The 21,555-nt window shown below is 60.3% G+C and carries 18 protein-coding genes, 1 tRNA gene and 1 pseudogene; 3 read left to right on the top strand and 17 right to left on the bottom strand.

Translation table 11 applies throughout. The features are described 5' to 3' along the window. Positions 1-86: 86 nt before the first annotated feature. Positions 87-163 (top strand) — tRNA-Met (locus HTY61_RS00510). Between the two features lie 90 nt (positions 164-253). Beyond that, the gene (locus HTY61_RS00505; protein WP_175274950.1) at positions 254-2,170 is read left to right on the top strand and encodes a site-specific integrase; all 1,917 of its coding nucleotides are present in this window, start codon (positions 254-256) and stop codon (positions 2,168-2,170) included. A 189-nt stretch (positions 2,171-2,359) separates the two neighbouring features. On the opposite strand, the gene HTY61_RS00500 is transcribed toward HTY61_RS00505, so the two are convergent. The 17 genes and pseudogenes from HTY61_RS00500 to HTY61_RS00420 form a co-directional block, all read right to left on the bottom strand. Beyond that, positions 2,360-3,646 (bottom strand): TRAP transporter large permease, encoded by a 1,287-nt coding sequence (locus HTY61_RS00500; protein ID WP_175274949.1) that lies wholly within the window; start codon positions 3,644-3,646, stop codon positions 2,360-2,362. Next, positions 3,643-4,134, bottom strand: coding sequence for a TRAP transporter small permease (locus HTY61_RS00495; protein WP_246273080.1), 492 nt, complete (start codon positions 4,132-4,134; stop codon positions 3,643-3,645). Before HTY61_RS00495 ends, HTY61_RS00500 begins: the two co-directional genes overlap by 4 nt. Before the next feature lie 5 nt (positions 4,135-4,139). Then, positions 4,140-5,123, bottom strand: coding sequence for a TRAP transporter substrate-binding protein (locus HTY61_RS00490; protein ID WP_246272869.1), 984 nt, complete (start codon positions 5,121-5,123; stop codon positions 4,140-4,142). 110 nt (positions 5,124-5,233) lie between these two features. Beyond that, positions 5,234-5,899 carry an RraA family protein gene (locus HTY61_RS00485; RefSeq protein ID WP_175274946.1) on the bottom strand — a complete coding sequence of 222 codons (666 nt, stop codon included), beginning with the start codon at positions 5,897-5,899 and terminating at the stop codon, positions 5,234-5,236. An 8-nt stretch (positions 5,900-5,907) separates the two neighbouring features. Continuing rightward, positions 5,908-6,687, bottom strand: coding sequence for a carbon-nitrogen hydrolase family protein (locus tag HTY61_RS00480; RefSeq protein WP_246272868.1), 780 nt, complete (start codon positions 6,685-6,687; stop codon positions 5,908-5,910). Positions 6,688-6,820: 133 nt separating this feature from the next. Next, a complete protein-coding gene (locus tag HTY61_RS00475) occupies positions 6,821-7,765 on the bottom strand; it encodes a LysR family transcriptional regulator (RefSeq protein ID WP_175274944.1) in 945 nt (314 codons plus the stop codon). Between the two features lie 406 nt (positions 7,766-8,171). Further along, a pseudogene (locus HTY61_RS00470) lies at positions 8,172-8,303 on the bottom strand (integrase core domain-containing protein); the annotation flags it as partial. 146 nt (positions 8,304-8,449) lie between these two features. Then, the gene (locus HTY61_RS00465; RefSeq protein WP_175274943.1) at positions 8,450-9,706 is read right to left on the bottom strand and encodes a benzoate/H(+) symporter BenE family transporter; all 1,257 of its coding nucleotides are present in this window, start codon (positions 9,704-9,706) and stop codon (positions 8,450-8,452) included. A gap of 98 nt (positions 9,707-9,804) precedes the next feature. Then, the gene (locus HTY61_RS00460; protein ID WP_175274942.1) at positions 9,805-10,611 is read right to left on the bottom strand and encodes an enoyl-CoA hydratase/isomerase family protein; all 807 of its coding nucleotides are present in this window, start codon (positions 10,609-10,611) and stop codon (positions 9,805-9,807) included. 20 nt (positions 10,612-10,631) lie between these two features. Then, the gene (locus HTY61_RS00455; protein WP_175274941.1) at positions 10,632-12,155 is read right to left on the bottom strand and encodes an AMP-binding protein; all 1,524 of its coding nucleotides are present in this window, start codon (positions 12,153-12,155) and stop codon (positions 10,632-10,634) included. Further along, complete coding sequence (locus HTY61_RS00450; protein WP_175274940.1) at positions 12,148-12,660, bottom strand: (2Fe-2S)-binding protein; 513 nt, start codon at positions 12,658-12,660, stop codon at positions 12,148-12,150. The genes HTY61_RS00455 and HTY61_RS00450 overlap by 8 nt, the downstream gene beginning before the upstream one ends. After that, on the bottom strand, positions 12,648-13,475 hold the full coding sequence (locus HTY61_RS00445) for an FAD binding domain-containing protein (protein WP_175274939.1): 828 nt from the start codon (positions 13,473-13,475) through the stop codon (positions 12,648-12,650). The genes HTY61_RS00450 and HTY61_RS00445 overlap by 13 nt, the downstream gene beginning before the upstream one ends. Further along, entirely contained in the window at positions 13,472-16,438 is a 2,967-nt protein-coding gene (locus HTY61_RS00440; RefSeq protein ID WP_175274938.1) for a xanthine dehydrogenase family protein molybdopterin-binding subunit, read from the bottom strand. The genes HTY61_RS00445 and HTY61_RS00440 overlap by 4 nt, the downstream gene beginning before the upstream one ends. A gap of 99 nt (positions 16,439-16,537) precedes the next feature. Then, positions 16,538-17,389: a helix-turn-helix transcriptional regulator gene (locus HTY61_RS00435; RefSeq protein WP_175278351.1), complete on the bottom strand. Its 852-nt coding sequence runs from the start codon at positions 17,387-17,389 to the stop codon at positions 16,538-16,540. A gap of 264 nt (positions 17,390-17,653) precedes the next feature. Further along, positions 17,654-18,967 carry a TRAP transporter large permease gene (locus HTY61_RS00430; RefSeq protein WP_175274937.1) on the bottom strand — a complete coding sequence of 438 codons (1,314 nt, stop codon included), beginning with the start codon at positions 18,965-18,967 and terminating at the stop codon, positions 17,654-17,656. Continuing rightward, positions 18,960-19,445, bottom strand: coding sequence for a TRAP transporter small permease (locus tag HTY61_RS00425; protein ID WP_175274936.1), 486 nt, complete (start codon positions 19,443-19,445; stop codon positions 18,960-18,962). Before HTY61_RS00425 ends, HTY61_RS00430 begins: the two co-directional genes overlap by 8 nt. 71 nt (positions 19,446-19,516) lie before the next feature. Beyond that, the gene (locus HTY61_RS00420; RefSeq protein ID WP_175274935.1) at positions 19,517-20,521 is read right to left on the bottom strand and encodes a DctP family TRAP transporter solute-binding subunit; all 1,005 of its coding nucleotides are present in this window, start codon (positions 20,519-20,521) and stop codon (positions 19,517-19,519) included. A gap of 208 nt (positions 20,522-20,729) precedes the next feature. On the opposite strand from HTY61_RS00420, the gene HTY61_RS00415 reads away from it, so the two are divergent. Next, positions 20,730-21,554 carry an IclR family transcriptional regulator gene (locus tag HTY61_RS00415; protein ID WP_175274934.1) on the top strand — a complete coding sequence of 275 codons (825 nt, stop codon included), beginning with the start codon at positions 20,730-20,732 and terminating at the stop codon, positions 21,552-21,554. Position 21,555 lies beyond the last annotated feature (1 nt).

Raw genomic sequence — 21,555 nt, 5'->3', positions numbered from 1 at the left:
CGGCAAGCTGCGATTGTGCGCTTGACAGTTCCGATGGGTGCCCCTTATATCCGCGCGACCCGGCGGGCAGCACGCCTCGCCGCCGTGGCGGAGTAGCTCAGTTGGTTAGAGCAGCGGAATCATAATCCGCGTGTCGGGGGTTCAAGTCCCTCCTCCGCTACCATTGATTTCCAGGCAATGAAATCAAGCAGTTACACGGAACAGGGGTTCCGGAGACTGTGAGACATCTCGCACCAATGTACGCGGAGATGCCATGGCCTGTGCTTCCTATCTGTCACGGCGCGAGGGACGCTATTATCTTCAAGTCCGGCTCAACCCGACCGTAGCTCGTCTTCTCGGCAAGCAGCTTTATAGAGTCTCGTTAAGAACCACCGATTATCGTCAGGCCCGTATCAGGCTTGCCGAGACGATTGGCTGGGTTCATCGAATGAATGACAGCACGGACTTCGTATCCCTCTTCCAGAAAAATGTCCGGGAACTGCGCAATTACCTGCAAGACGCCTGGCCCCTCTCCGAAGAACGGCTACAAGCCCGACGAAACTACGAGGAACTGCTGAAAAACCTGACGCGTCGAGCCAAGGCCGCCGGGTGCGATCCGACCATGCTTGAGCCCGATTACCTTGATCTGTTCAAGGCATTCGTCGCTCAGAATGTGGATGCCGAAGCCTATCTACGCCAGGCCGAGAAGGTCCAAGCTTATGAGCGAGGCAGGGCGGACATGCAGGCGGCGCTCCAGGTCGGTGCCGTACCGGCGAGTTTCCGGCACCACCATAGCGCCCTCTCGGCGCTCAAAGGGAACTCCGATAGCCCCGGCCAATATCCGATACGACCTTCGGAGCCGCCCCTCCCCCCGATGTCGGTCCCGGTTACGAAAATGCCCTCTGGCTCGGACTTGACGAAACAAACCGAAACATACGCGGCAGCAAACCACTCCCGATACTGCGAAAAGTTTTCCGATGCCCTTGAGGAGTTTGTTCGTGAGGATACCGAAAACGGCGGCAATGCTGACGCGAGAGCCGATGTCCAACTGGTCGTCCAATTCATCATCGATCAGATGGGAGATCCGGTCGTGTCCGACTTTGACAAAGCTCGGGTCGAGGAGCTCGACAGGATGCTGCCTGACATTCCCAACCGACGGAATATCCCGAAACCCTATGCCCGCACGCTTTCCGGTAGATACAACTATGCGAAACTCCACGGATGGGAAGGTCTGGAGCGCCTTACCGAAGCCCGGTTGCGCAACGGATATCACAATTCTCTGTCGAAATTTTTTGGATGGCTCATCGGGAAAGGCTATTACCCCTACGACAAACCTGTATTCAGCCATGTGAGTGGCGAGAATCTCGTTTCCCTTCCCCGTGACTCATTCGATGACGCCGAAGTCGCTCACATTTTCTCGCAGCCGCTTTTCGTTGGCTGCGAGAGCGCACGGCACATCTGGAAACCGGGCAATTATTTCGTCCAGTCTCACATCTATTGGGCATACGTGCTGCTTCTCTTGACGGGCCTTCGTCCGGGAGAACTCGGTCAGCTCGAACTGAACGACATCCAAGAACGGGACGGCATTTACTACCTGTATCTTCGCGGCTTTAACCCATCCAAGGGACGCATTGCGAAAAAGGATTTGAAGCGGTTCAAGACACCCTCTTCACAACGTGTCGTCCCGCTCCATCCGCTCATCCTGGATCTTGGTCTGTTGGAGCGGATTGAAGAACTCAGAGAAATCGGATGCCCATATCTGTTTCCCGAATGGGAACCGTATGTGAAACCCAATGGCGCGTTGAGGTGGGGGCAACCGATCACGAAAAGCTGGCAATACCTCAAGAAGGTTCTCAAGATCGAGCGAAAGGATGTCACGCTCTACTCTACCCGACACTGGTTCGCTGACCTGGTGGACAGCACCGATATCAAGGACGTGACACGCAAGCGCCTGATGGGCCACTCGCGTAAATCAGACATTCCCGCGCGATATGGCATGAAACATCGGCTGACGACGCGCGATCTCGCCGAGATCATTGAAGCGAAATCACCGGCACTCGATGCGATCGTGCCAATACTGCTGTCAGCAAAGGAAAAAGCCGAAAATAAAGAACTAATCGTTCTGAAGCCTTGGCTTCAGCGCTCGAATTGGTCCTTGCATTATCGGGAAAGGATTGGAGAATTTGGCTGATGCCGCAAATGTTACTGGCGCAGTTGAGATCGCCGGTCTTTGCGCCGCCTGCGGCCGGACTATCCCACCGCTACCGTGGCCGACTTTTTCACCGCCTATGTCACACTGAGGCGTCATTGCCGAATACGACAGGCCGCGGCGGCGTAGCGCGGAAAACATGAACCGCCGCGGCTGAAATCACGATGCTTGTCAGACCGGTCCCAGTACGAGATTCGGCAACCACAACGAAAAACCGGGAACCAACACAAGCAACGCCAAAACCAGAAGAAGGGGAATGAAATACGGCAACACGTCCCGCACGATCGTCTCGAACGGCGCACCGGACAGGCGCGCCGAGACGAACAGCCCGATGCCCAGCGGCGGAGTGGCGATACCCATGATCAGCGACATCTCCAGGACGATGCCAAAATGCACCCGGTCGACCACGAAGGCGTCGACAAGCGGCAACAGGATCGGCACCAGCAGGAGCTTGATCGTCACGCCGTCGATGAAACACCCCAGGACCAATGCCAGTCCGCCGATGGCGGCCAGAAACGCGTAGCGCGAATCCAGGAGCTCGGGAAGCGCACGTGCGAGATCCTGCGGGATCTGCTCGATCGCCATCAGCCACCCCATGGCTCCGGCAAAACCGATGATGATCATGATCATCGAAGTCACCAGGACCGTCTCGGTCAGCGCGGCATAGATTGCCTTCCAGTTCAGTGTGCGGAAAAACGCGCCGAGCAGAAGGATGTAGCCGGACGCCAGGGCCCCCGCTTCGGACGCCGTGGTCAACCCGCTCAGAATGCCGCCCATGATGATCCCCGGCGCAACCAGCGCGAGGAGACCGGAGCGTGCATGCTTGAGCACTTCGGCGCCGGTGGCACGAGGCTGCGTGGGAAAGTCCGTGCGCGTTGCCAGGTAACGATTGAACAACATCAGGCTGACCGCGACCAGAAGCCCCGGAACGAGCCCGGCCAGAAACATCCGGGCGACTGACGTGTTCGACAGGAACGCATAGACGACCAGGGGCACGGAAGGCGGTATGAAGGGCGCGACGATCGCGGACACGACGGTAATCGCCGAAGCGAAGGAAGCTGTGTAGCCGCGTTCGCGCATGGCCCTGATCTCGACCGCGCCGAGTCCTGCAATATCCGCAACAGCAGCGCCGGTACCGCCGGCGAGAAGCACCGACGCCAGCACGTTCACTTGGGCCAGACCGGCCCTCATGTGACCGACAAGCGCATTGGCGAGGTTGAAGATCCGCTCCGTAATGCCGATAGCATTCATCAGGTTGCCGGCGAGGACAAAGAACGGAATGGCCAGAAGCGAGGCATTGGTCGCGTTCTCCAGCACCTTCATCGGGATGATCCAGAGCATGCCCGAGAACCCGCTCACGATCAGCGCCGCGACGACAGAAAGGCCGATTGCAATGATGATCGAGCTTCTCAGCGCCACCAGCGCGAGAAAAATCGCAAAAAGGACTACAGCGGTCATTTCCCATCCTCCCCATTGCGCAGAAAGGCAATGCGCGCAGCAATCGTTGTCACGTAATGCAAGGCAATCAGCAGGCACGAAACGAAGAAGGGAACGGAAAGCCAATAGCGCTGCAATCCGACCAGATCGAGTTTACCAACCTGCTTGGGAAGCAATGTCGGTACCTGGGCAAGGATGATAACGAGAAGCCCGATCGAAAGGATCGAAATCACGATATCGGTCCAGGCCCGAACCGCCGGCGCGAAGCTCCTGGTCAGGGCGTCGATGGCAATGTCCTGCCCCTTTCGAAACATCACGAAGAAAGCCAGGAAAATCGCCCAAACGAAAAGAACGCCCGTCCAGGGAAAGACCCAGATGATCCCCTTGTCCCAGACGAAGCGAGAAAGGATGTTGGCGATGTTAATCGCCAACATGATCATCAGAAGCGCATTCGCCCCGGCAAGGAAAACACGCTCGGCGCCGTCGAGAAGCCGGTTGAGCGCCACCATCAGCTTCACTGCGCGTCCCGGGTCGCGTTCACGGCATCGAGGAAGCCTTCGGGCAACTCGCCCTTGGCATCAAGATCGGCGTAGAACTCCGCCATCTTTGCGACGAATGGCGCGGTATCGAGCTCGACATAGGTCACGCCCTCGCCAGCCATATTCTCCAGAGACTCGGTCGCGATCGCGGACACCTTCGGCTCGAACTCCGCCGCGACTTCATCATAGGCTTCCAGAAGCTGCGCTCGCGTTTCCTCGTCCAGTCCACTCCAGACTTCGGCATTGGTCATGTAGGCGAGGCCCTGCGGGAATTCGTTGTGGCGCGCAACGTAAGGCGCGACTTCATAGAACCGCATGGGCTCGACAAGCGACACCGGGCTGTTGACCGCTTCGACGATGCCGCGGCCGATGGACTCATATACCTCGGTCCACGCCAGCGTCCGCACTTCGGCACCAAGGTGACGCCAGGCAGCGGCCGCCAGCTCGTCCGGATGCATGCGCAGCTTCAGGCCTTCGATATCTTCCAGCCCACCGATTTCGCGAGAAGAAACAATCACCCTGTACGGCCCGCGAACCATCTTGGACGACTCGCCAATCACCGCGACGCCTGCTTCGTCCTCGATCTGTTCCAGCCAACCCTGAACGAGATCGCTGTTCATGAAACGCGCCCAATGTTCACGGTCATCGAAGAGGAACGGAGCCCCGACATACTTCATTTCCGGCAACCACTTTTGCAGGTAGCTGTCGCCTTCGGGGTAGATATGGACCGTGCCGAGCTGGAGCTGCTCCAGAATCGCGTCGTCCGAACCTAGCTGCTCGTTCGGATATACCTGAACCTCGATCTTTCCGCCGGTCTTCTCCTCGATCGCGTCGGCAAAGGCCTGAAACATCTGCCCCTCGATCGACTCCGCCGGCATCTTGTGCGCCATTCTCCATGTATCGGCTTCAGCGCCGCCGGCAACGAGCGCCAGACCGAGCGCCAGTGTCACAAATTTCATGCTGCAAGACTTCATTTCTCTTCCTCCCGATATTCAGGCGCGTTTCCTCGGCGCCAACTGGTTTCCCCGTGGGCAGGGGCCCTTCGCCACCTGCCCCTTCACGGTCTTCATCAGGCGCGGCGCTTGGCTTCCACCAGCCCGGCCGCACCCGTCAGTTCGGCAAGTGACGCACCGCCCTCGAGCTTCTTCAGGAGCTCGAGCTCGCGCGCCTGCATCCCGAGTGCGGTATCGGCGATCTCTTCCACCTGCGACGGCTTGAGAAAAAGCACACCACTCTCGTCGGCCAGCACGGCATCACCGGGCTCAACGACGCAGCCGCCGACCGAAACCGGCACATTCAAGCCGCCCTCAATTCCAAGAAGCTTCGTGGTGATCGGGGACGGTCCGCGGCACCACATCGGCATGTCGCAACGGCGGATCTCGTTGAAGTCGGTGGCCGGACCGTCGATCACGGCACCAACCACGCCATTCAGCTTGGCGACATTGGTCACGACGCCACCCCAGCAGGCGTGAATCGTGTCACCGCCACGGTCGATGACGAAGAAATCGCCCGGACGCGCCTGGGAAACCGCGTAATGCAAAAGGGTCGAATCCGCGTGCGGGATCCTGAGCGTCACGGCCGTACCGGCGATACGCTTTTCAGGAAGGACCGCGCGCAGTTCGCGATCCGCGAACTGGCTATGCAGCACATGCCCGACGGTAGCCGTCTCGACGCCCGCGAGCTTCTCGAGAAGCGAGGCGTCTATCTGCTGCGGAAAAGGTTGGATATCAAACATCGGACACCTCAAAGAACGTGATGGAGATGGACCGGCACGTTGGTACGCACCTGCCGGGTGTAATCGTCATTGACCACGCCGGCGGCCACGCCGACGAAATCACCGACTTGCGCGACCACATGGCCCCACGGATTGATCAGCATGGAATGGCCGAAACAGGCCTTCTTGCCGCCCGCATGAGTGCCCGTCTGGCCAACGGCGACGAAATGGGTCTGCGTCTCAATGGCACGAGCCCGAGAAAGCACTTCCCAGTGGTCCTTTCCGGTCATAAGGGTGAAGGCCGCAGGAAGAACGATCACGTCGACATCCTGATCGCGCAGTGCCCGGAAAAGCTCGGGGAAACGCAGGTCGTAGCAAATCGCGCAACCGACCTTGTGGCCGGCGCATTCGTAGGTCACCAAGTCGCGACCGGGCGCGATGGTGGCACTCTCACGGTGACTGATGCCATCGGGAAGGTCGACATCGAAAAGATGGATCTTGCGATAGCGGGCGATCTCCTCACCTTCCGGATCGAACACCACCGTGGTGTTGAAGAAGGAATTGCCGGACTTTTCGACCATGCTGCCACCGTGAATGGTGACACCATGACGTTTCGCCATTCCCTGCAGCGCGCGATATGCCTCACCGTCGGGGAAGGTTTCCGCGCTTGCATGAAATTCCGCCGGCTGATCGCCGAGCATTGCCCAGTATTCGGGCAAAACGACGAGATCCGGCTTCTCGGTAACCGCCTCGGCCACGAGCTTTTCGGCCTGGGCGATGTTCGCCGACTTGTCCGACTGCGAATTCATCTGAACGAGGGAAATTTTCACATGCGCCTCACATATTGTGCCTGTTCCGGTTGGGGCACTGGTATGTGGAACCGCGGTCAAGCTGTCCAACGGGATTATTTTTTCGGTCCGACAAGATTTTTTTATGCGAACCTCACTGCTCCATCCCGCCAGGGCCGATCTTGCGCTGCCATGCCCAATCGGGATTGCTCCGGTTGCAGAACTCAAGCGCCACATCCCGCGCCAGTTCCGCAATCGAGGGCACCAGAGTCGTTCCCGGAGAACGGGGATAGACCGCGTGAAAACGCATCGGAGGTATTGGCTGCTCGGCGTCCAGCAGTTCCAGCGCACCCCGCTCAAGTTCCCGCGCGATAACCGGAGGCGGGATGGTTGCGACACCAATACCGTCCTCTGCCATCCTGATCATGGTCGAGAGATTACCCTCGTAGAAAACCGTCCGGTCCGAGGGAACGCCGGCAAAAAACCGCTCCAGCGCGGCTCGTGGCTGAGATCCGCTGGGAAAGGACACAATCGGAAAATCCATCAGGCGACCGATGTCGACGAAGCCGCCACCGAGCCCCAATGACGGTGCCGCAGTCCAGAGACAGGCATAACTGCAGAGCTCGATATTGACGAAGTCCTCGTCCTGCAGCGGCCCCATGAGAATGCCGAGATCGAGTCCGCCCTCCTCGAGCATCTCAAGCATGTCCAGGCTGGTCTTGGCGATCACCACGACATTGATGTGGGGGAACAACTGCTTCGATCGCCGGATCAGGTCGACCAACCATGTATGCGAAATCGTATCGATTACGCCGATGCGCACCGTTCCGCGCAAGCCTTCGGTGCCACGCATGTCCTCCTCGAACTTGCAGGCGGCATTCACAAGCGCTTCCGCCTGTGGCAAGGCCCGCATCCCGGCAGGTGTCAGACGAACCGAGCGATATTCCCTGTTGAACAGCTTGACGTCGAGTTCCGCTTCGAGCGACGCGATCCGGGAAGATACGGCGGCCTGCGTGGTGTTCAGCCGATCAGCCGCCTGGGTGAAACTCCCTAGCCGGGCGACCCAAACGAAAGTTTCAAGGAACCTGAGGTTCAGCATTCTGCGACACCATCTCCAGCCAGCCTGCCGCCAGATCCGCAAGAAACGGCGAGCACTCGACTGAACCCGTACCCGACAGGGATGCGACGTTTATCCCCTCCGCGACGAGTTTCCAATGCCCTGCAGACAGATTCGATCAAGACGACGTTGGCAATGGGCACGACAAGGAAAGGGAGACGTCGCCCGGATATCCCGCTGAATTTGGCAAATCCGGCGAACCTGCAGACTCCGACTCATCAATCAGTGCCCGGCACTTGTGCAGTGCCCTTGCGAAGGAATGCTCACAGTACAATCTCCGGTCGCCGCGCCAGGACGCACCGCGCGTCAGGCGATTGCGCAAACCGCACGGATAGGCGCAGATACCAACCGGGCTCGGTCGCGGCTGGATGAAAGTTCGCTCGCAGGTCACAAGCTCACGAGCGTGGCGATGGCTGGTGAAGAGATGCTCGTTGAGACACTTGTCTCTCAGGTGTCCGTTGAAGCTTTCGACAAAGCCGTTCTGCATGGGCTTGCCCGGCGCACTTTGGTGCCATCCGATCCCCTGGCTGCCATGGTCAAAACGGTCAAGGGCACAAAGGGTAACAAGGCAGCGGCGGGCAATGGATTTGCCCGCCGCCTTTTTCATGTCCGGATATGGCTCGCTCCTTGCGGTACAGATGAGCCATGCGGAGCCGGATTTCTCGTTCAAACGGTGTCGGACACTTTCGCCACTTCGGGCGTCGAACGTTCGGCGTCCACCAGGAACGATGCGAATACGCCGGCCACCAACGCCCAGAAGGGTGCGCTGATCCCGAAGAGCGAGATGTTCGACATGGCCACCGCCAATGCAACAAAGGCTCCGGTCTGGTTTCCTAGCGACTTGCCGAAGGCGTTCTGGAAAGCGGCAAGGAGAACACCGATCATGGCGAGACCTGCAACCGTGCCGATCAGCGCGCGCGGAAGCGACATGACAACGGGCACAGCCGCCCCGGCGACCAGGCCGAACGCACCGAACAGGATTCCGTTGACGACCGTCGCGGCGTAACGCCCCTCCTTGTCTTCGCCCGCCTGCTCGGAGGAACAGATCGCAGTCATCGGACCGGCGATATTGGCGTTGTGACCGCCGAGAAAACCCGCCGCAATGCCGCCGATCCCGGAGATGATCGTCATCATGTTGATCGGCGGGCGGTAGCCTTCAGCCATCAGGACACCGGTTGCCTGGGCGTTTTCCGCACCGATGACCAACAGGGCAAGCGGTACGGAGATGGCCAGGAACGCATCAATGGTGAACGAAGGCGTGGTGAATTCCGGCATCACGAAGGAAATCTCCGCGCTACCGCCGCCGACCGAACCCGTTGCGAAGGCGACGATCAGTCCGACGACGAATGCCGCCAACACCGGCGGGATCGCCTTGACAAAGCGCATCGAGAAAAAGAACGCGACAATCGTAGCTCCGGCAATGACGGGTGCCGTTCCAAGCGCGGAAACCGCACCGGTCGCAAATCGAATCAACGCACCCGCAATCATGGCCATGACGATTGGCATGGGCAGCCAGCGCATCACGCGTCCGATCAGTCCGCTTATACCCAGCAGGAAGACAATGACGCCGGCCATGATGAACGCGCCCACCGCCTGATCGAACGAGAATGTTGCGAGTGACCCGGCAACGAGAGCGGCACCCGGAATCGAATATGCCCCTGTCACCGGCTGCTTGTAGCGCAATGCCAGGAAGATGCTGATGAGCCCGCCCAGGAAATAGATCGCGAATAGCCAGGCGACCGTCTGTCCGTTGCTGAGACCTGCCTTGTTCGCACCGCCCATGACGATAAGGGCAGGCCCCGAGCAGCCGAATATCGCCGCGACAAGACCCGCGCTCGCCGTCTTCAGGTTGAGATACTTGAACAGGTCGCGCAATCCGGCGGCGACGCCGGGCCCCGGTTCGATGATTGAAGACTTTTCCATTCCATTCCTCCCTGCTTTGCCAGGCGGCCGGCTTGTTTCGCGTGCCGACATCCTGGCCGTTAAAAGATCTCCGGACCGCAGGCTGCGGCACGGCCTCGCTAGCTGCCGATGAATTTCGGCTCGCGTTTTTCATGAAAGGCATGCACGCCCTCGCGGAAATCGTCGGACGTGCGCAGCCGGCTGTAGCAGTGGCCTTCAAGTTCCATGGCGGTCGACAGGTTCGCGTCGTCCGTGTCGTTGAGCAATTTCTTGGCAGTGCGCTGGGCGAGCGGCGAGAACGCGATCAGCTCCTCGACCAGCCCATCGACCGTACTCTCGAGCTCCGCATCCGGAACCACTTCGGTAGCAATGCCCCAGTCATAGGCCTGCTCCCCGGTAATACGCTTGGAGCGCATGACAATGTGTTTCGTCCGGGTTATGCCGACCATCTTCTGCAGGCGGGCCGACCCCCCCGATCCGGGTATCTGGCCAAGCTTCTGCTCCGGAAGCGCGTAGAGCGTCGTGTCACTTGCAATGCGGAAATCGCAGGCAAGGGAAAGCTCGAAGCCGACACCGAAGCAGTAGCCACGGTTCGCCGCAATGACCGGCTTAGAACAACGCGCAGGTGCTGCGACATTCCAAGCCAGATGGGCAACATGCTCGGGGCTTGCCTCCAGAAAGCCGCGAATGTTGCCGCCCGACGAGAAATGCTGCCCTTCACCGGCAAGAACGATGACCCGGACCCGATCATCGGCGTCCAACGCTTCGAAAACGAGTCGCAGCTGGTCCCGCTGGTCCATCGAAACGACATTGTAGGGCGGACGGGCCAGCGTGATGTCGGCGCGCTGGCGATCGGGATCCACCGTCACCCGGAACCCGTCAAGTTCGGCCAGACGCGGGTCATCGGAATGGAATTTCTCAGCCATTGTATTGGGTGTCCTTTCGATCAGTTTTCTTGAGACGCGATCGCGCCTTCGGGGCTGTATTCGCCCGCGACAAGCTTTCGGCGAAGAATCTTGCCAACCGGGGATTTCGGGATCTCATCGACAAACACGATGCGACGTGGGCGGCGGAAATTGGCAAGCCCCGACCTGCGGCAATGATCGTCCAACTCTTCCGCCGACACCTCGCCCTTTCGCTTGACGAACGCGGTGACAATCTTTCCCCACCGTTCGTCCGGGAGACCGACCACGGCGACTTCGGCCACCTGGTCGTGCAGCGACAGGCAGCTTTCGACTTCCACCGGGGACACGTTCTCGCCTCCGGTAATGATCATGTCGTCGACACGACCGGTAACGAAAAGGTCGCCTTCCTGGTCGTAAAAGCCGGTATCCCCGGTGAAGTACCAGCCATCGCGAAGCGCTTTTGCGTCGGCATCCGGGCGCTTCCAGTATCCTTCGAACGCCTCATCCCCTATCAGCGCGGCGATGATCTCGCCCTCTTCGCCAATCTCCGCCAATTCATCCGGCGAATTGGCTCCGAGCTTCACGACCCGGATGATCTGGTTGATACCGGCACGACCTGCCGAGCCCGGCTTGGAAACGGCATCCTGCTCGATGGTGAAAGTGTAGATTTCGGAAGAACCGTAGTGATTGACGAAAAGCTCGGGTCGGAATGCTGCGTCGAGCCTTTTCAGAAGCCCGTCAGTCATCGAAGCTCCGGCAAACCCCAGCTTGGTGACGGTCTTCACGCGCTCCGGAGAAAAGGCCGGGTCGTGAATGACGTCATGATAGAGGGTCGGCACCAGGTAGAGATTGGTAATCGACTCCGATTCGATCAGCTCGATCGCACGAGCCGCATTGAACCGTGGCAGGCAGACGAAGGTGCCTCCGATCAACGAGGACGCGATGAGCGATCGCACCCCCATCGTGTGATAAAGCGGCATCACGCCCAGCGTGCGCTCACCGTGACGATATAGATTTTGTGCGACATGGGCCACCGCTCCGGCACGTTCTGCGCGATGACGGCGCGGCACGCCCTTTGGACGGGACGTGGTGCCGGACGTGTACAACATGAGCGACCAGTCATCAGCGTTCGCCCGGGGACGGACATCGGGTGCATCCGCTTCCATCATGGCCTGCAGATCTGCCGCGGAAATGGCGGGCAAGCCCGCCGCCGAAGGTGCCGAAGCCACGGCCTCGCTGGTGATTTCCTCGAAGAAGACCGCCTTGGCATCGGCATCCTGCAGGGCATATTCCACCTCGTCGGACTTGGCGCGCCAGTTGAGCGGCGTGACGATGAGGCCGGCAAACTGGCAAGCCCAGTGCAGCGAAGCGTTTTCCCAGCGATTCATCATCAAGGTGAGCACATGATCGCCAGCCTTGAGGCCGAGCCGGTCGAATCCGGCCACCAGGGCCGAGATCTTGCGGTACCATTGCGCGTAGGTCAGACGAATGTCACCGTCGACCACCGCGAGCGCGTGCGGATCACGGCTGACGCTGGCCAGAAAACTCGCTCCCAGATCAAGCATTATCTTGTTGCTCCTTCCTCAACTCCTCGACGGCAGAAATGGCGGCCGCCACGATGGTCGCGTACCCCGTGCAGCGACACAGATGACCCGACAGGTGTTCGCGAATCTCGTCCTCGCCTGCCTCGGGACGCTCGGCCAGCAACGCATCGAGCGTCATCAGGATTCCCGGAGTGCAGAACCCGCACTGCAGCCCGTGATGCTCGCGAAAAGCCTCCTGCAGAAGCGAAAGTCGTCCGGGCTGGGGCGCCAGTGCTTCTACGGTGCGAATGTCCAACCCCTCGACCTGTGCGGCCAGGACAAGGCAGGAGCGGGCCGGCGCACCGTCGATCTGCACCGTGCAGGCCCCGCAAACGCCGTGCTCGCATCCAACATGCGTGCCGGTCACCCCAAGTTCATGGCGCAGGAGGTCGCTCAGGAGCGTCCGGTTTTCGGCCATGACTTCCACCGGGCGACCGTTGAGGCGGAAGGAAATGCGGTGTCTTTCTCCGGCTGTCAGCGTCGGCATGCGCGTGCCTCCATCACGGTTTCGCGGCCAAGCCGACGCACGAGTTCGCGCCGATAGCGCGCGCTGGCATGGAGGTCGTCCCGGGCATTGAGGGACCAGGCAATGTCATTGAGAGCGTCGTCCAGCCCATCGCCATCGTCCTGTGGCAGGTCGAACCGCCGCGGGTGATCATCGACCCCGGCAATGGCCAGAGTGGTGCTGTTTTCGTCGGCAACCGCCGCGCAGGCGACAATGGCAAAGTCACCGTGGCGACGTCCGATTTCCCGGAATGCATGACCAGTTCCGCTACCTGCCACGGGAAAGCAGACAGCCTCGATCATTTCGCCTTCGGCCATCGCCGTGGACATCATTCCGAGGAAAAAGTCCGATGCGGCCAGCGTCCGCTTCTTGCGGCGGCTCGCCAGCCGCACGGAGCCCTTGAGGGCAACCAGTGAAAGAGGCAGCTCGGCACTTGGATCGGCATGGGCAACAGAGCCGCAAACCGTACCGCGCGAGCGCGTCTGTACATGCCCGATCCAGCCCATGGCCTTCGCCAGGAGCGGCACCTTGCAAGAAAGCTGCGGCCATCTCTCGAGCACCGCCTGACGCACGCCCGCGCCCACGACAACCGCCCCCTGCTCCTCGCGAATGGAGGCCAGCGCCGGAAGACACATGACGTCAACAAGCACGGATGGACGGGCGAGCCGCATATTCAGCATCGGCACGAGGGATTGCCCCCCGGCGATAACTCGGGCCTCGTCGCCAAGACGATGCAGCGCGTCGAGCGCCTCGTCCGTCGTTTCCGGTCGCAGAAATTCGAAAGCGGGGGGTTTCATCGCCGCCCCCCGAGTGTCATGCGCAGCCTCGCGAGCAACCCTTTCCCGCCTTCGGCCCCGCCACCGGCATGGCGCGCCAGCGCCTGGAAGAACTGGCCGATCACCACCCGCGCCGCGCCATCGAGAAGGCGTCCGCCCACGGATGCAACCTTGCCACCGATACCGGCCTCGTACCGGTAATTCACCACCGTCCTGCCCCCGGCTTCGACAAGCGTGATGCGCCCCGTGCCATTGCCGAACCCCAGAGCCCCCTGAGTGGAACCGCTGAGCGTAACGGCTTCCGGCTCGATCATGTCGGACAGTCGGATATCGGCCCGGTAACGTCCCTTGACCGGTCCCACCCCAAGCGTGACATCGGCGCGAAAATGCGTGTCACTCAGCTTCTCGACGTCATGGGCACCCGGAATGATGGCCTGCAGCGTGCCGGGATCGAGCAACATTCTCCAGACATCCTCGCGCGCCGCATTGACCGTCGCACTGCCTTCGCCGGTGAGCTGACGCTCACCGGGTCGGGTTTCGCCAGGCCTTTCCGCCTCCGGACGCGGCGACGGCCTTTCCTCGCCATAGACCAGCGTCGCGAGCCGTGCCGGTGACAAAGGCAGCGTGATGTCCGTCGCACCGGTGGCGTCAGCCACCGCATTGGCGATACAGACCGGGGTCGACATGCAGTTGCCCTCGCCGACGCCCTTCGCGCCAAGCGGCGTGAACGGCGAGGGACTCTCGAAATGCAGGATCACGGGATCCGGCGTTTCCATGACCGTGGGCATGAGGTAGTCGGCGAGAGTCCCCGAGAGAAAGGACCCGTCATCGCCATAGGCATATTCCTCCAACAGTGCCGCGCCCACCGCCTGTGCGAAGGCACCCCGCACCTGTCCCTCGACCATGCCGGGATGCAGGATCCGGCCGCAGTCATGCATGGTCACGTACTTGTCGATGCGGATTTCCGCCGTGTCCGGATCGATTTCAACGCCGCAGAAGTCAAAGATGAAGCCGTGACAGAGCGACGAGTTTATTCCGTCGTCGGGCGTTGGCGCCTCGAGCTGTTCCGGACTCCAGAAAACCGTCTCGCAAATTGTATGTTCAACCCCATCGGGCAGCGTAGCCGGTGCCCAGTGACTTGAAGCGGCAACACGATTGAAGGAAACCGAATTGTCAGGATTGTCGCGGTCATAGATCCGCCCGTTCCCGAATTCAATCCGGTCCACTGTAACATTGAGCTTGCTCGCGGCGATCGAGGCCAGCCGCTCGCGGATGCGGTCCGCGGCAAGCCTCGCAGTACCGGCCACCGCGGCAGCGAAACGGCTGGAATAGTTGCCGGAGGCTATCGACCAGGCATCCCGGCCGGTGTCAAGCTCGGTGTTCACCCGCACCGCCTCGAGCGGCAGGCCAAGCCGCTCGGCCACGACTTGTGCCAGTACCGTGCGATGCCCCTGCCCTTGCGGTACCGAGGCAACCTTGACGATAACGGCACCGAGCGGGTCGATGCTGATCGACGCCACCGATTGCGCACCGTTCTTGGGCCCGGCCTTGGCACGCTCCTGCGGCGTCAGGACGGTGGTGATATAACCCATGTTCGAGACGCTGGGCTCGACTGCCGCGGCAAGGCCGATCCCGTAGAGCCTGCCGCGAGCGCGTGCCCGCGCCTGCCTCTCACGCAGTTCGGAGAGGCCGCCTTCGCTCACCGCCATGTCGATCGCAGCGGCATAATCTCCGGAATCCAGCAAGGCACCGGTCGCGGTGCGGTACGGGAATGCGCCGGACGGAACGAGGTTGCGGCGGATGACCTCCAGCCGGTCGAGGCCGAGCTCGTCCGCGATCCGGTGCATCAACCGCTCCAGCGAATAGTATACCTGCGGTCCGCCGAAGCCGCGGTTGAGCCCCGTCGGCGTCTTGTTGGTCAGCACCACGCGATTGCGAATGGCCACGTTGCGGATGGCATAGGCGCCCGTCATGTTGCCATGCATTCGGTATAGCGTGGCCGGCTCGGGAGCGCGCAAATGCGCCCCGCAATCCTCGATCTGATCCCAGGAGAGAGCCAGGACACGGCCATCTTCCCCGACGGCCGCTTCAAGCTTCGTCACCCGGTTTGTCGCCGACACGGAGGCCGTCAGGTGTTCCAGGCGATCCTCGATCCACTTTACCGGGCGCCCGGCGACACGCGCGGCAACCGCCGCCAGGATCGCATACACGAAGACGCCTTGTTTGACACCGAACGATCCCCCGGAGTCGGGTGGCGTCCGCAAGCGCATGCGATTGCCCGGCACCTTGAGTGCCAATGCCATCACCGCATGAATGGAAAACGGCCCCTGAAAGTTGGCCGTCACGTCATAGGCATCCTCGCCCGGGTCGTATTCGGCTATCACGCCGTAGGTTTCGATCGGCGTGCACGAGTTGCGGGGATAGGAAACCTCGACGGAAATTCTGCGGGGCGCCCGGGAAAATTCCGCCTCGGGATCCCCGTAGCGGAAATGCCGTTCGGAAATGCAATTGCTGCCGAGCGAGGGATGCAGCAGCTCCGCGTCGTCAGCAAGCGCGGCAACCGGGTCTGCAACCGCCGGCAGGAGCCCGTATTCCACCTCGATCAGATCGAGCGCATCCTCGGCCAGGTACCGGTTGTCGGCCACCACCAACGCCACCGGCTCGCCCACATAGCGAACCCGGTCCCGCGCCATCGGCCAGCATTCCACATTCGCCTTGACGCCAACCGTGAGGCTGCGGGTAAGCCATGCAACATCCTCACCCGTCAGAACTGCATGAACGCCGGGCAGCGCAGTCGCGCGCGAAGCATCAATGGCACGGATCTCGGCATGGGCATGAGGCGAACGCAGTATGGCCATATGCGCTGTGTCGCGCCGTACCGGGAGATCGTCGATGTACCGGCCACGACCGGACAGGAGCGCCGCGTCCTCGACGCGCGGCACCGAACGACCGACAATACCGGAATGATCTGGTTCGACTGTCATTGACTCCTCCCCGTCCGAAACGAACGGCCTCGCAATCGTAAAAGCGCAAGGAGGAAGCCTGCGGCGATACCGCAGCGTCTTACGACTTACCGAGGAGTCTCAAATTTGTTCTGTCAGACGGGAAACACGCCGGAAAATGCTGGGCGATGAACCGGCATGGTCATGGAAAAAGCGGGAGAAATGCGCGGGCACCGAAAAGCCCAGCCTTTCGCTGATCGTGGCAATCGCCTCCTCACTTTCCGATATCTGGTGAACCGCCTGTTCCAGACGCTGCACATTGAGAAAGACCCGCGGACTGACGCCGACGCTGTTTTCGAAAAGACGGAAGAAGTGTGCCCGCGAAAGGCCGATTTCGCGTGCCAGCGCGTTCATGTCCACGACCGAGCCCGGCTCGTCCTTCATGCGACGGACAGCCCTTCGTATCCGGTAGTCGACCATGCTGCCCCTGGCGAGGCTACGCACCGAATTCGGAAGGTCGCGCCAAGCCGCAAAACGCTCGATGACGGCGATCATGAGGCTTGCCAGCAACTCTTCGTGCACCTTGGTCTCATGCGGGGAATGGATCATTGCAGAGGCGAGCAATGCCGTCAGCCGCCTTATATCTGGCGTGATCGCTCCAACATTGCGATCGAAGAAATCCGGGGCGCTGCTTGCCGCCCAGTTGGAACGGAATAGAGCAAGCCAGTGCGGCTCGATGTAAAGCGCGAGAATGACCGTGTTCGGGCGTTCCGGAACATGCTCGTAGGCATGCGGCTCCCATGCGTTGATCAAAACCGCACTTTCATCGGTAAGTGGAACGACACCGTCCCTTACCTGAAACTGCGTATCGGCCCCCTCGACTTTCAGCAGAACATGGCAATGCGGATGCGCATGACGCACCAGCGGACGATCCATATCCAGAAGAGCGACACGCCCAAACTGGCCCCTGGCAATTCGGAGAGCATCGGACATCGGTTCAATAAGCCGGTGCTTTGAGCAAAATGCAATAGCATTGGAGAAGCCCCGGACCATGTCTGGCTTGGAAAGCCCGGTCGCTTCGCGCGGAGCCCTTCCGTGAACGCTTCCCCACGTAGTGGCAAATCCGGCGCCAGATCACGAAGAAAGACACGTCGATGCCGGTTGCCGCACACCGACAGGCTGACTGCCGACGAGGGCCGAAACAACGGGCAGATTGAGCGGCCCGCATCCGCCAAGCTGCGAAACGGGTTTGAAAGCTCAAGGCGCCAGGAAAGACGACACTTCCGGAACCGCCGCAACGATGGCAAGCCCTATGACGGCCGTTATCAGAAACGGGATGGCGCCCTGAGCGACCCGCTCCAGGGACAGGCGAGTCACATTGGCAGCCACATACAGATTTATCCCGACCGGCGGCGTGAAAAGGCCAATGGCAAGGTTGATCATTACCAGAATGCCGAACCAGACCGGATCCCAGCCAAGTTCACGGGAAACCGGCAGGAATATCGGCAGGCAGATGAACATGATGGTGACCGCGTCCATGAACATGCCTGCGACAAGCAGGATCAACATGATAACGAGCAGGATCACCCATTGATTATCACTGATCCCCAGCAGGACCGAAGAGTACTGGCCGATCAGGTCATCCACGGTCACGACCCAACCGAAGAGGCTCGCATAGGCAACCACCAGCATGACGACAGCAGATGATGCTGCGGCGTTGGTGAGCGATTCATACAGCCTCCTAAAGGTCAGCGTGCGGTAGATGAGGCCACCGACAAAGAGCGCGTAGACAGTCGCAACCAATGCAGCTTCCGTGGGTGTAAAGGCTCCGGAATAGATGCCGCCGAGAATTACGACCGGCGTCATCAGGCCCCAGAACGAATCGATGAAAGAGCGCCACAGGCGGCCGCCATAAGACAACTCCTCATAGGGTGCGGGCATCAGCTCGTTGAGATTGGGCGAACCTTCACCGCTTCCGGCCTTTCTGGCAAATGGCAGGGTGAGCAGCATCAGGGTGCCCATGAATAGTCCCGGAATGATGGCCGCAATAAATAATTGAGAGATCGAGGTTTCAGCGATCACACCATAGATCACGAGACCGATCGATGGCGGAATGACAATGGAAAGGGCCGCGCCCGTGCATACCAGGCCCGCGGCAAAGGAACGGGTGTAGCCGTCTTCCTCCATGCCCTTGATGATGAGCGGACCGATTGCGGCAACCGATGCCGGGCCGGAACCGCTCACAGCGCCCCAGAACAGGCAAACCACGGTACCAACCACACCCATTCCGCCCGGCAAAGTGCCGATGAGAACGCGAAAGAAACGGACCATGCGTTCAGCTATGCCGAGGGAGCCCATAAGCGTGCCGGCAAGGATGAAGAACGGAATGGCAAGCAATGAAAATTTGGTGATACCAGTAGCGATGAGATCGCCTACCAGGTCAAGCCCGAAGCCAAGCGTCCACATCGCGTATAAAGCGGAAAGGCCAAGCGCGAAAGCAACCGGCAGTCGCAGCACAAGGAAGACGAAAAACAGGATCAGCATTTGCGTGCCCGCCCCGAGATCAAGCATGGCGCGGTTCCTCGTCGGAAAGTGTCTTCCAGGTGTCGCGTATATGCTGGACGTAGCGGAGCAGGATCAGTGCAAAGCCGAACGGCATGCCAATACTGTAGTACCAGGCCGGGATCTGCAGAGCATAGGAACGGATGCCGCTCGAAATCTGGTTCGACACCAGCACCCAGCTGAACCAGGCCGAGAGCGCCAGAAGAATGATCGAGAGCACGCCTGCCAGCAAAAGAACCAGCTTGCGCAGCCCCTTTGGCAGAAGCTCGAAGAACAGGGTGACTGCCAAGTGATCACCATTGCGCGCAGCCACCGCCGCCCCGAGAATGGTGAGCAGCAAGAAGCCGTTGGTCAGGAGTTCCTCGGTCGAGGCAAGGGAGTAGCTGGTGGTATAGCGGACAACGACATTGACGAAGCCGAGCGCCGTCATGGCCAGAAAGATGACCGCGCAGGCGATCTTCTCCGCGTCACGCAAGATGAAGGACATTGCTTGTCTCCAGGGGCTCGATGGAGAAGGACCGGCCTTGCGGGCCGGTCCATTTTTGGATTGCGCAGCGGTCAGTTCGTCGCAGCCACTGTATCCTGGAAGCTCTTGACCAACTCCTCGCCAACCTTGGCAGCCCAGGTATCAAAGGCCGGCTTGGTAGCCTCGCGGAAAGCCTGCAGTTCTTCGGCCGTGGGCTCATAGACTTCCATGCCCTTCTCGCGCAGGAATGCAATGCCCTCCTCGGTGCTCTTGCGAGTGATTTCCTTCTGGTAGGCCATGGCTTCGACTGCGGCCGCCCGGACCTTCTCCTTGGTCGCGTCGTCGAACGTGTCCCAGCGCTTCTTGCTCACGCCGATGAAGATCGGATCGTAGGAGTAGTGCCAAGTGGTCATGTACTTCTGCACTTCATAGACGCGCTGGGGGATGATCACGGCACCGATCGGGTTCTCCTGGCCATCGACTACGCCCTGCTGAAGCGCGGTAAAGGTTTCGGTCCACTGCATCTGTTGCGGGTTGGCACCTAGCGAGTTCATGACATCAATATACATCGGTCCGGCAACGCGCATCTTCAGCCCCTTCATGTCCTCGGGCGACTTGATGGTGCGCACGTTGTTGGTAACCTCCCGAAAACCGTTCTCGCCCCAAGCCAGAACCACGATATCGCGATCGGCCATGATTTCGGTCATCTTCTTTCCCGGCTCGCCATCGGTGGTAGCGTCGACCTGGGCATAGTTCGAATAGAGATAGGGTAGCGAGAAGACGGCCATCTCCGGGACCAGCGGAGTCACATTGATCGCTGACGTGATGACAAAGTCCAGGGCTCCACGGCTGACCATTTCTGCCTGCTTCATCTGATCGCCGCCCGAGAGCGTGGCATTCGGGAAGATACGGATCGTGAGGTCACCGTCGGTGGCCGCGCTCAGAAGCTCGTTGAATTTCTCGGCACCCTTGTGCCAGGTGGTGGCATCGCCGGTATTGTGTGAGAGCCGCAACATTTCGGCGCTGGCCGAGCCGAACATGGCGATGCACGCGATAGCCGATGACAGGGCAATCGCGCCCAGCTTTGCAAATTTCATGATTTCTCCTCCGTCAATAGCGCCGTTGCCGGCATGCAGACCGCATGACCTCCATCACGCATATGGTCCACATAATGGATCAAGTTCCACGTTTGTGGAAGGAGCAATTTACAATCTGCTCCAGCTACTGCAAGATAATTCGTAAAGCTTGATACATTCAGGACATATCGGATAGAGTATTGTTCCATATTATGGACCATTGGAGAGCATGACGGCAACAGCGTTGAACGGTGCCCAAAGCGTCGATCGCGCCTTGGCGCTTCTGTCGATGGTTGGTCGGCACGCCAACCGCGGCGCATCCCTGACCATGCTGGTGGAGGAGAGCGGCCTCAACAAGCCGACTGTGCGTCGACTGCTGCTCGCGCTGATCCGGGGCGGGCTTGTGGAGCAGGACAAGGAGAGCCGGCTCTACTATCTTGGCGAGGAAGCCTTTGTCCTCGGCACTCTGGCCTCACAGCGCTTCAACCTCCTCGAGATATGCCGGGAAAGCCTCGGTCGCCTCTCTGAACGTACGCAGGATACGAGCTTCCTTTCTGTACGCCGCGACATGCTCTCGCTTTGCCTCTATCGCGAAGAGGGCACGTATCCGATCCGCACACACGCATTGCAAATGGGCTTCGAGCATCCGCTCGGCGTCGGGGCCGGATCCCTCGCCATGCTAGCCGCTCTTTCCGACGCGGAGGTGGATGAAGCGCTGGCCGCCAACGAGAAGGTCCTCCTCGAACACTATCCAAGCCTTCCGCCGGGACGGATTCGTGCCGATGTCGCCCTGACCAGACAGCGAGGCTATTCGCTGAATCCCGGACTGATTGTCGCCAACTCCTGGGGAATCGGCATGGCGTTTAGCTACCCCGACGGCCGTCTTGCCGGCGCACTGAGCATCGCAGCCATCGACAGTCGCATGCAGGAGGCTCGACAGGTCGAGTTGGCCGGCTACCTCAAGCAGGAAGTCGCTTGCATCGAGAAGAAACTCACGGCCATGTTCTCCGCTCGCAAACGCGCTGCGGAAAAGCCGCAGACGAGGAGGAAATAGA

The organism is Oricola thermophila, assembly GCF_013358405.1.
GTDB lineage: Bacteria > Pseudomonadota > Alphaproteobacteria > Rhizobiales > Rhizobiaceae > Oricola > Oricola thermophila.
The sequence above is the reverse complement of the archived record's forward strand: the minus strand, read 5'-3'. Positions and strand labels throughout refer to the sequence as shown.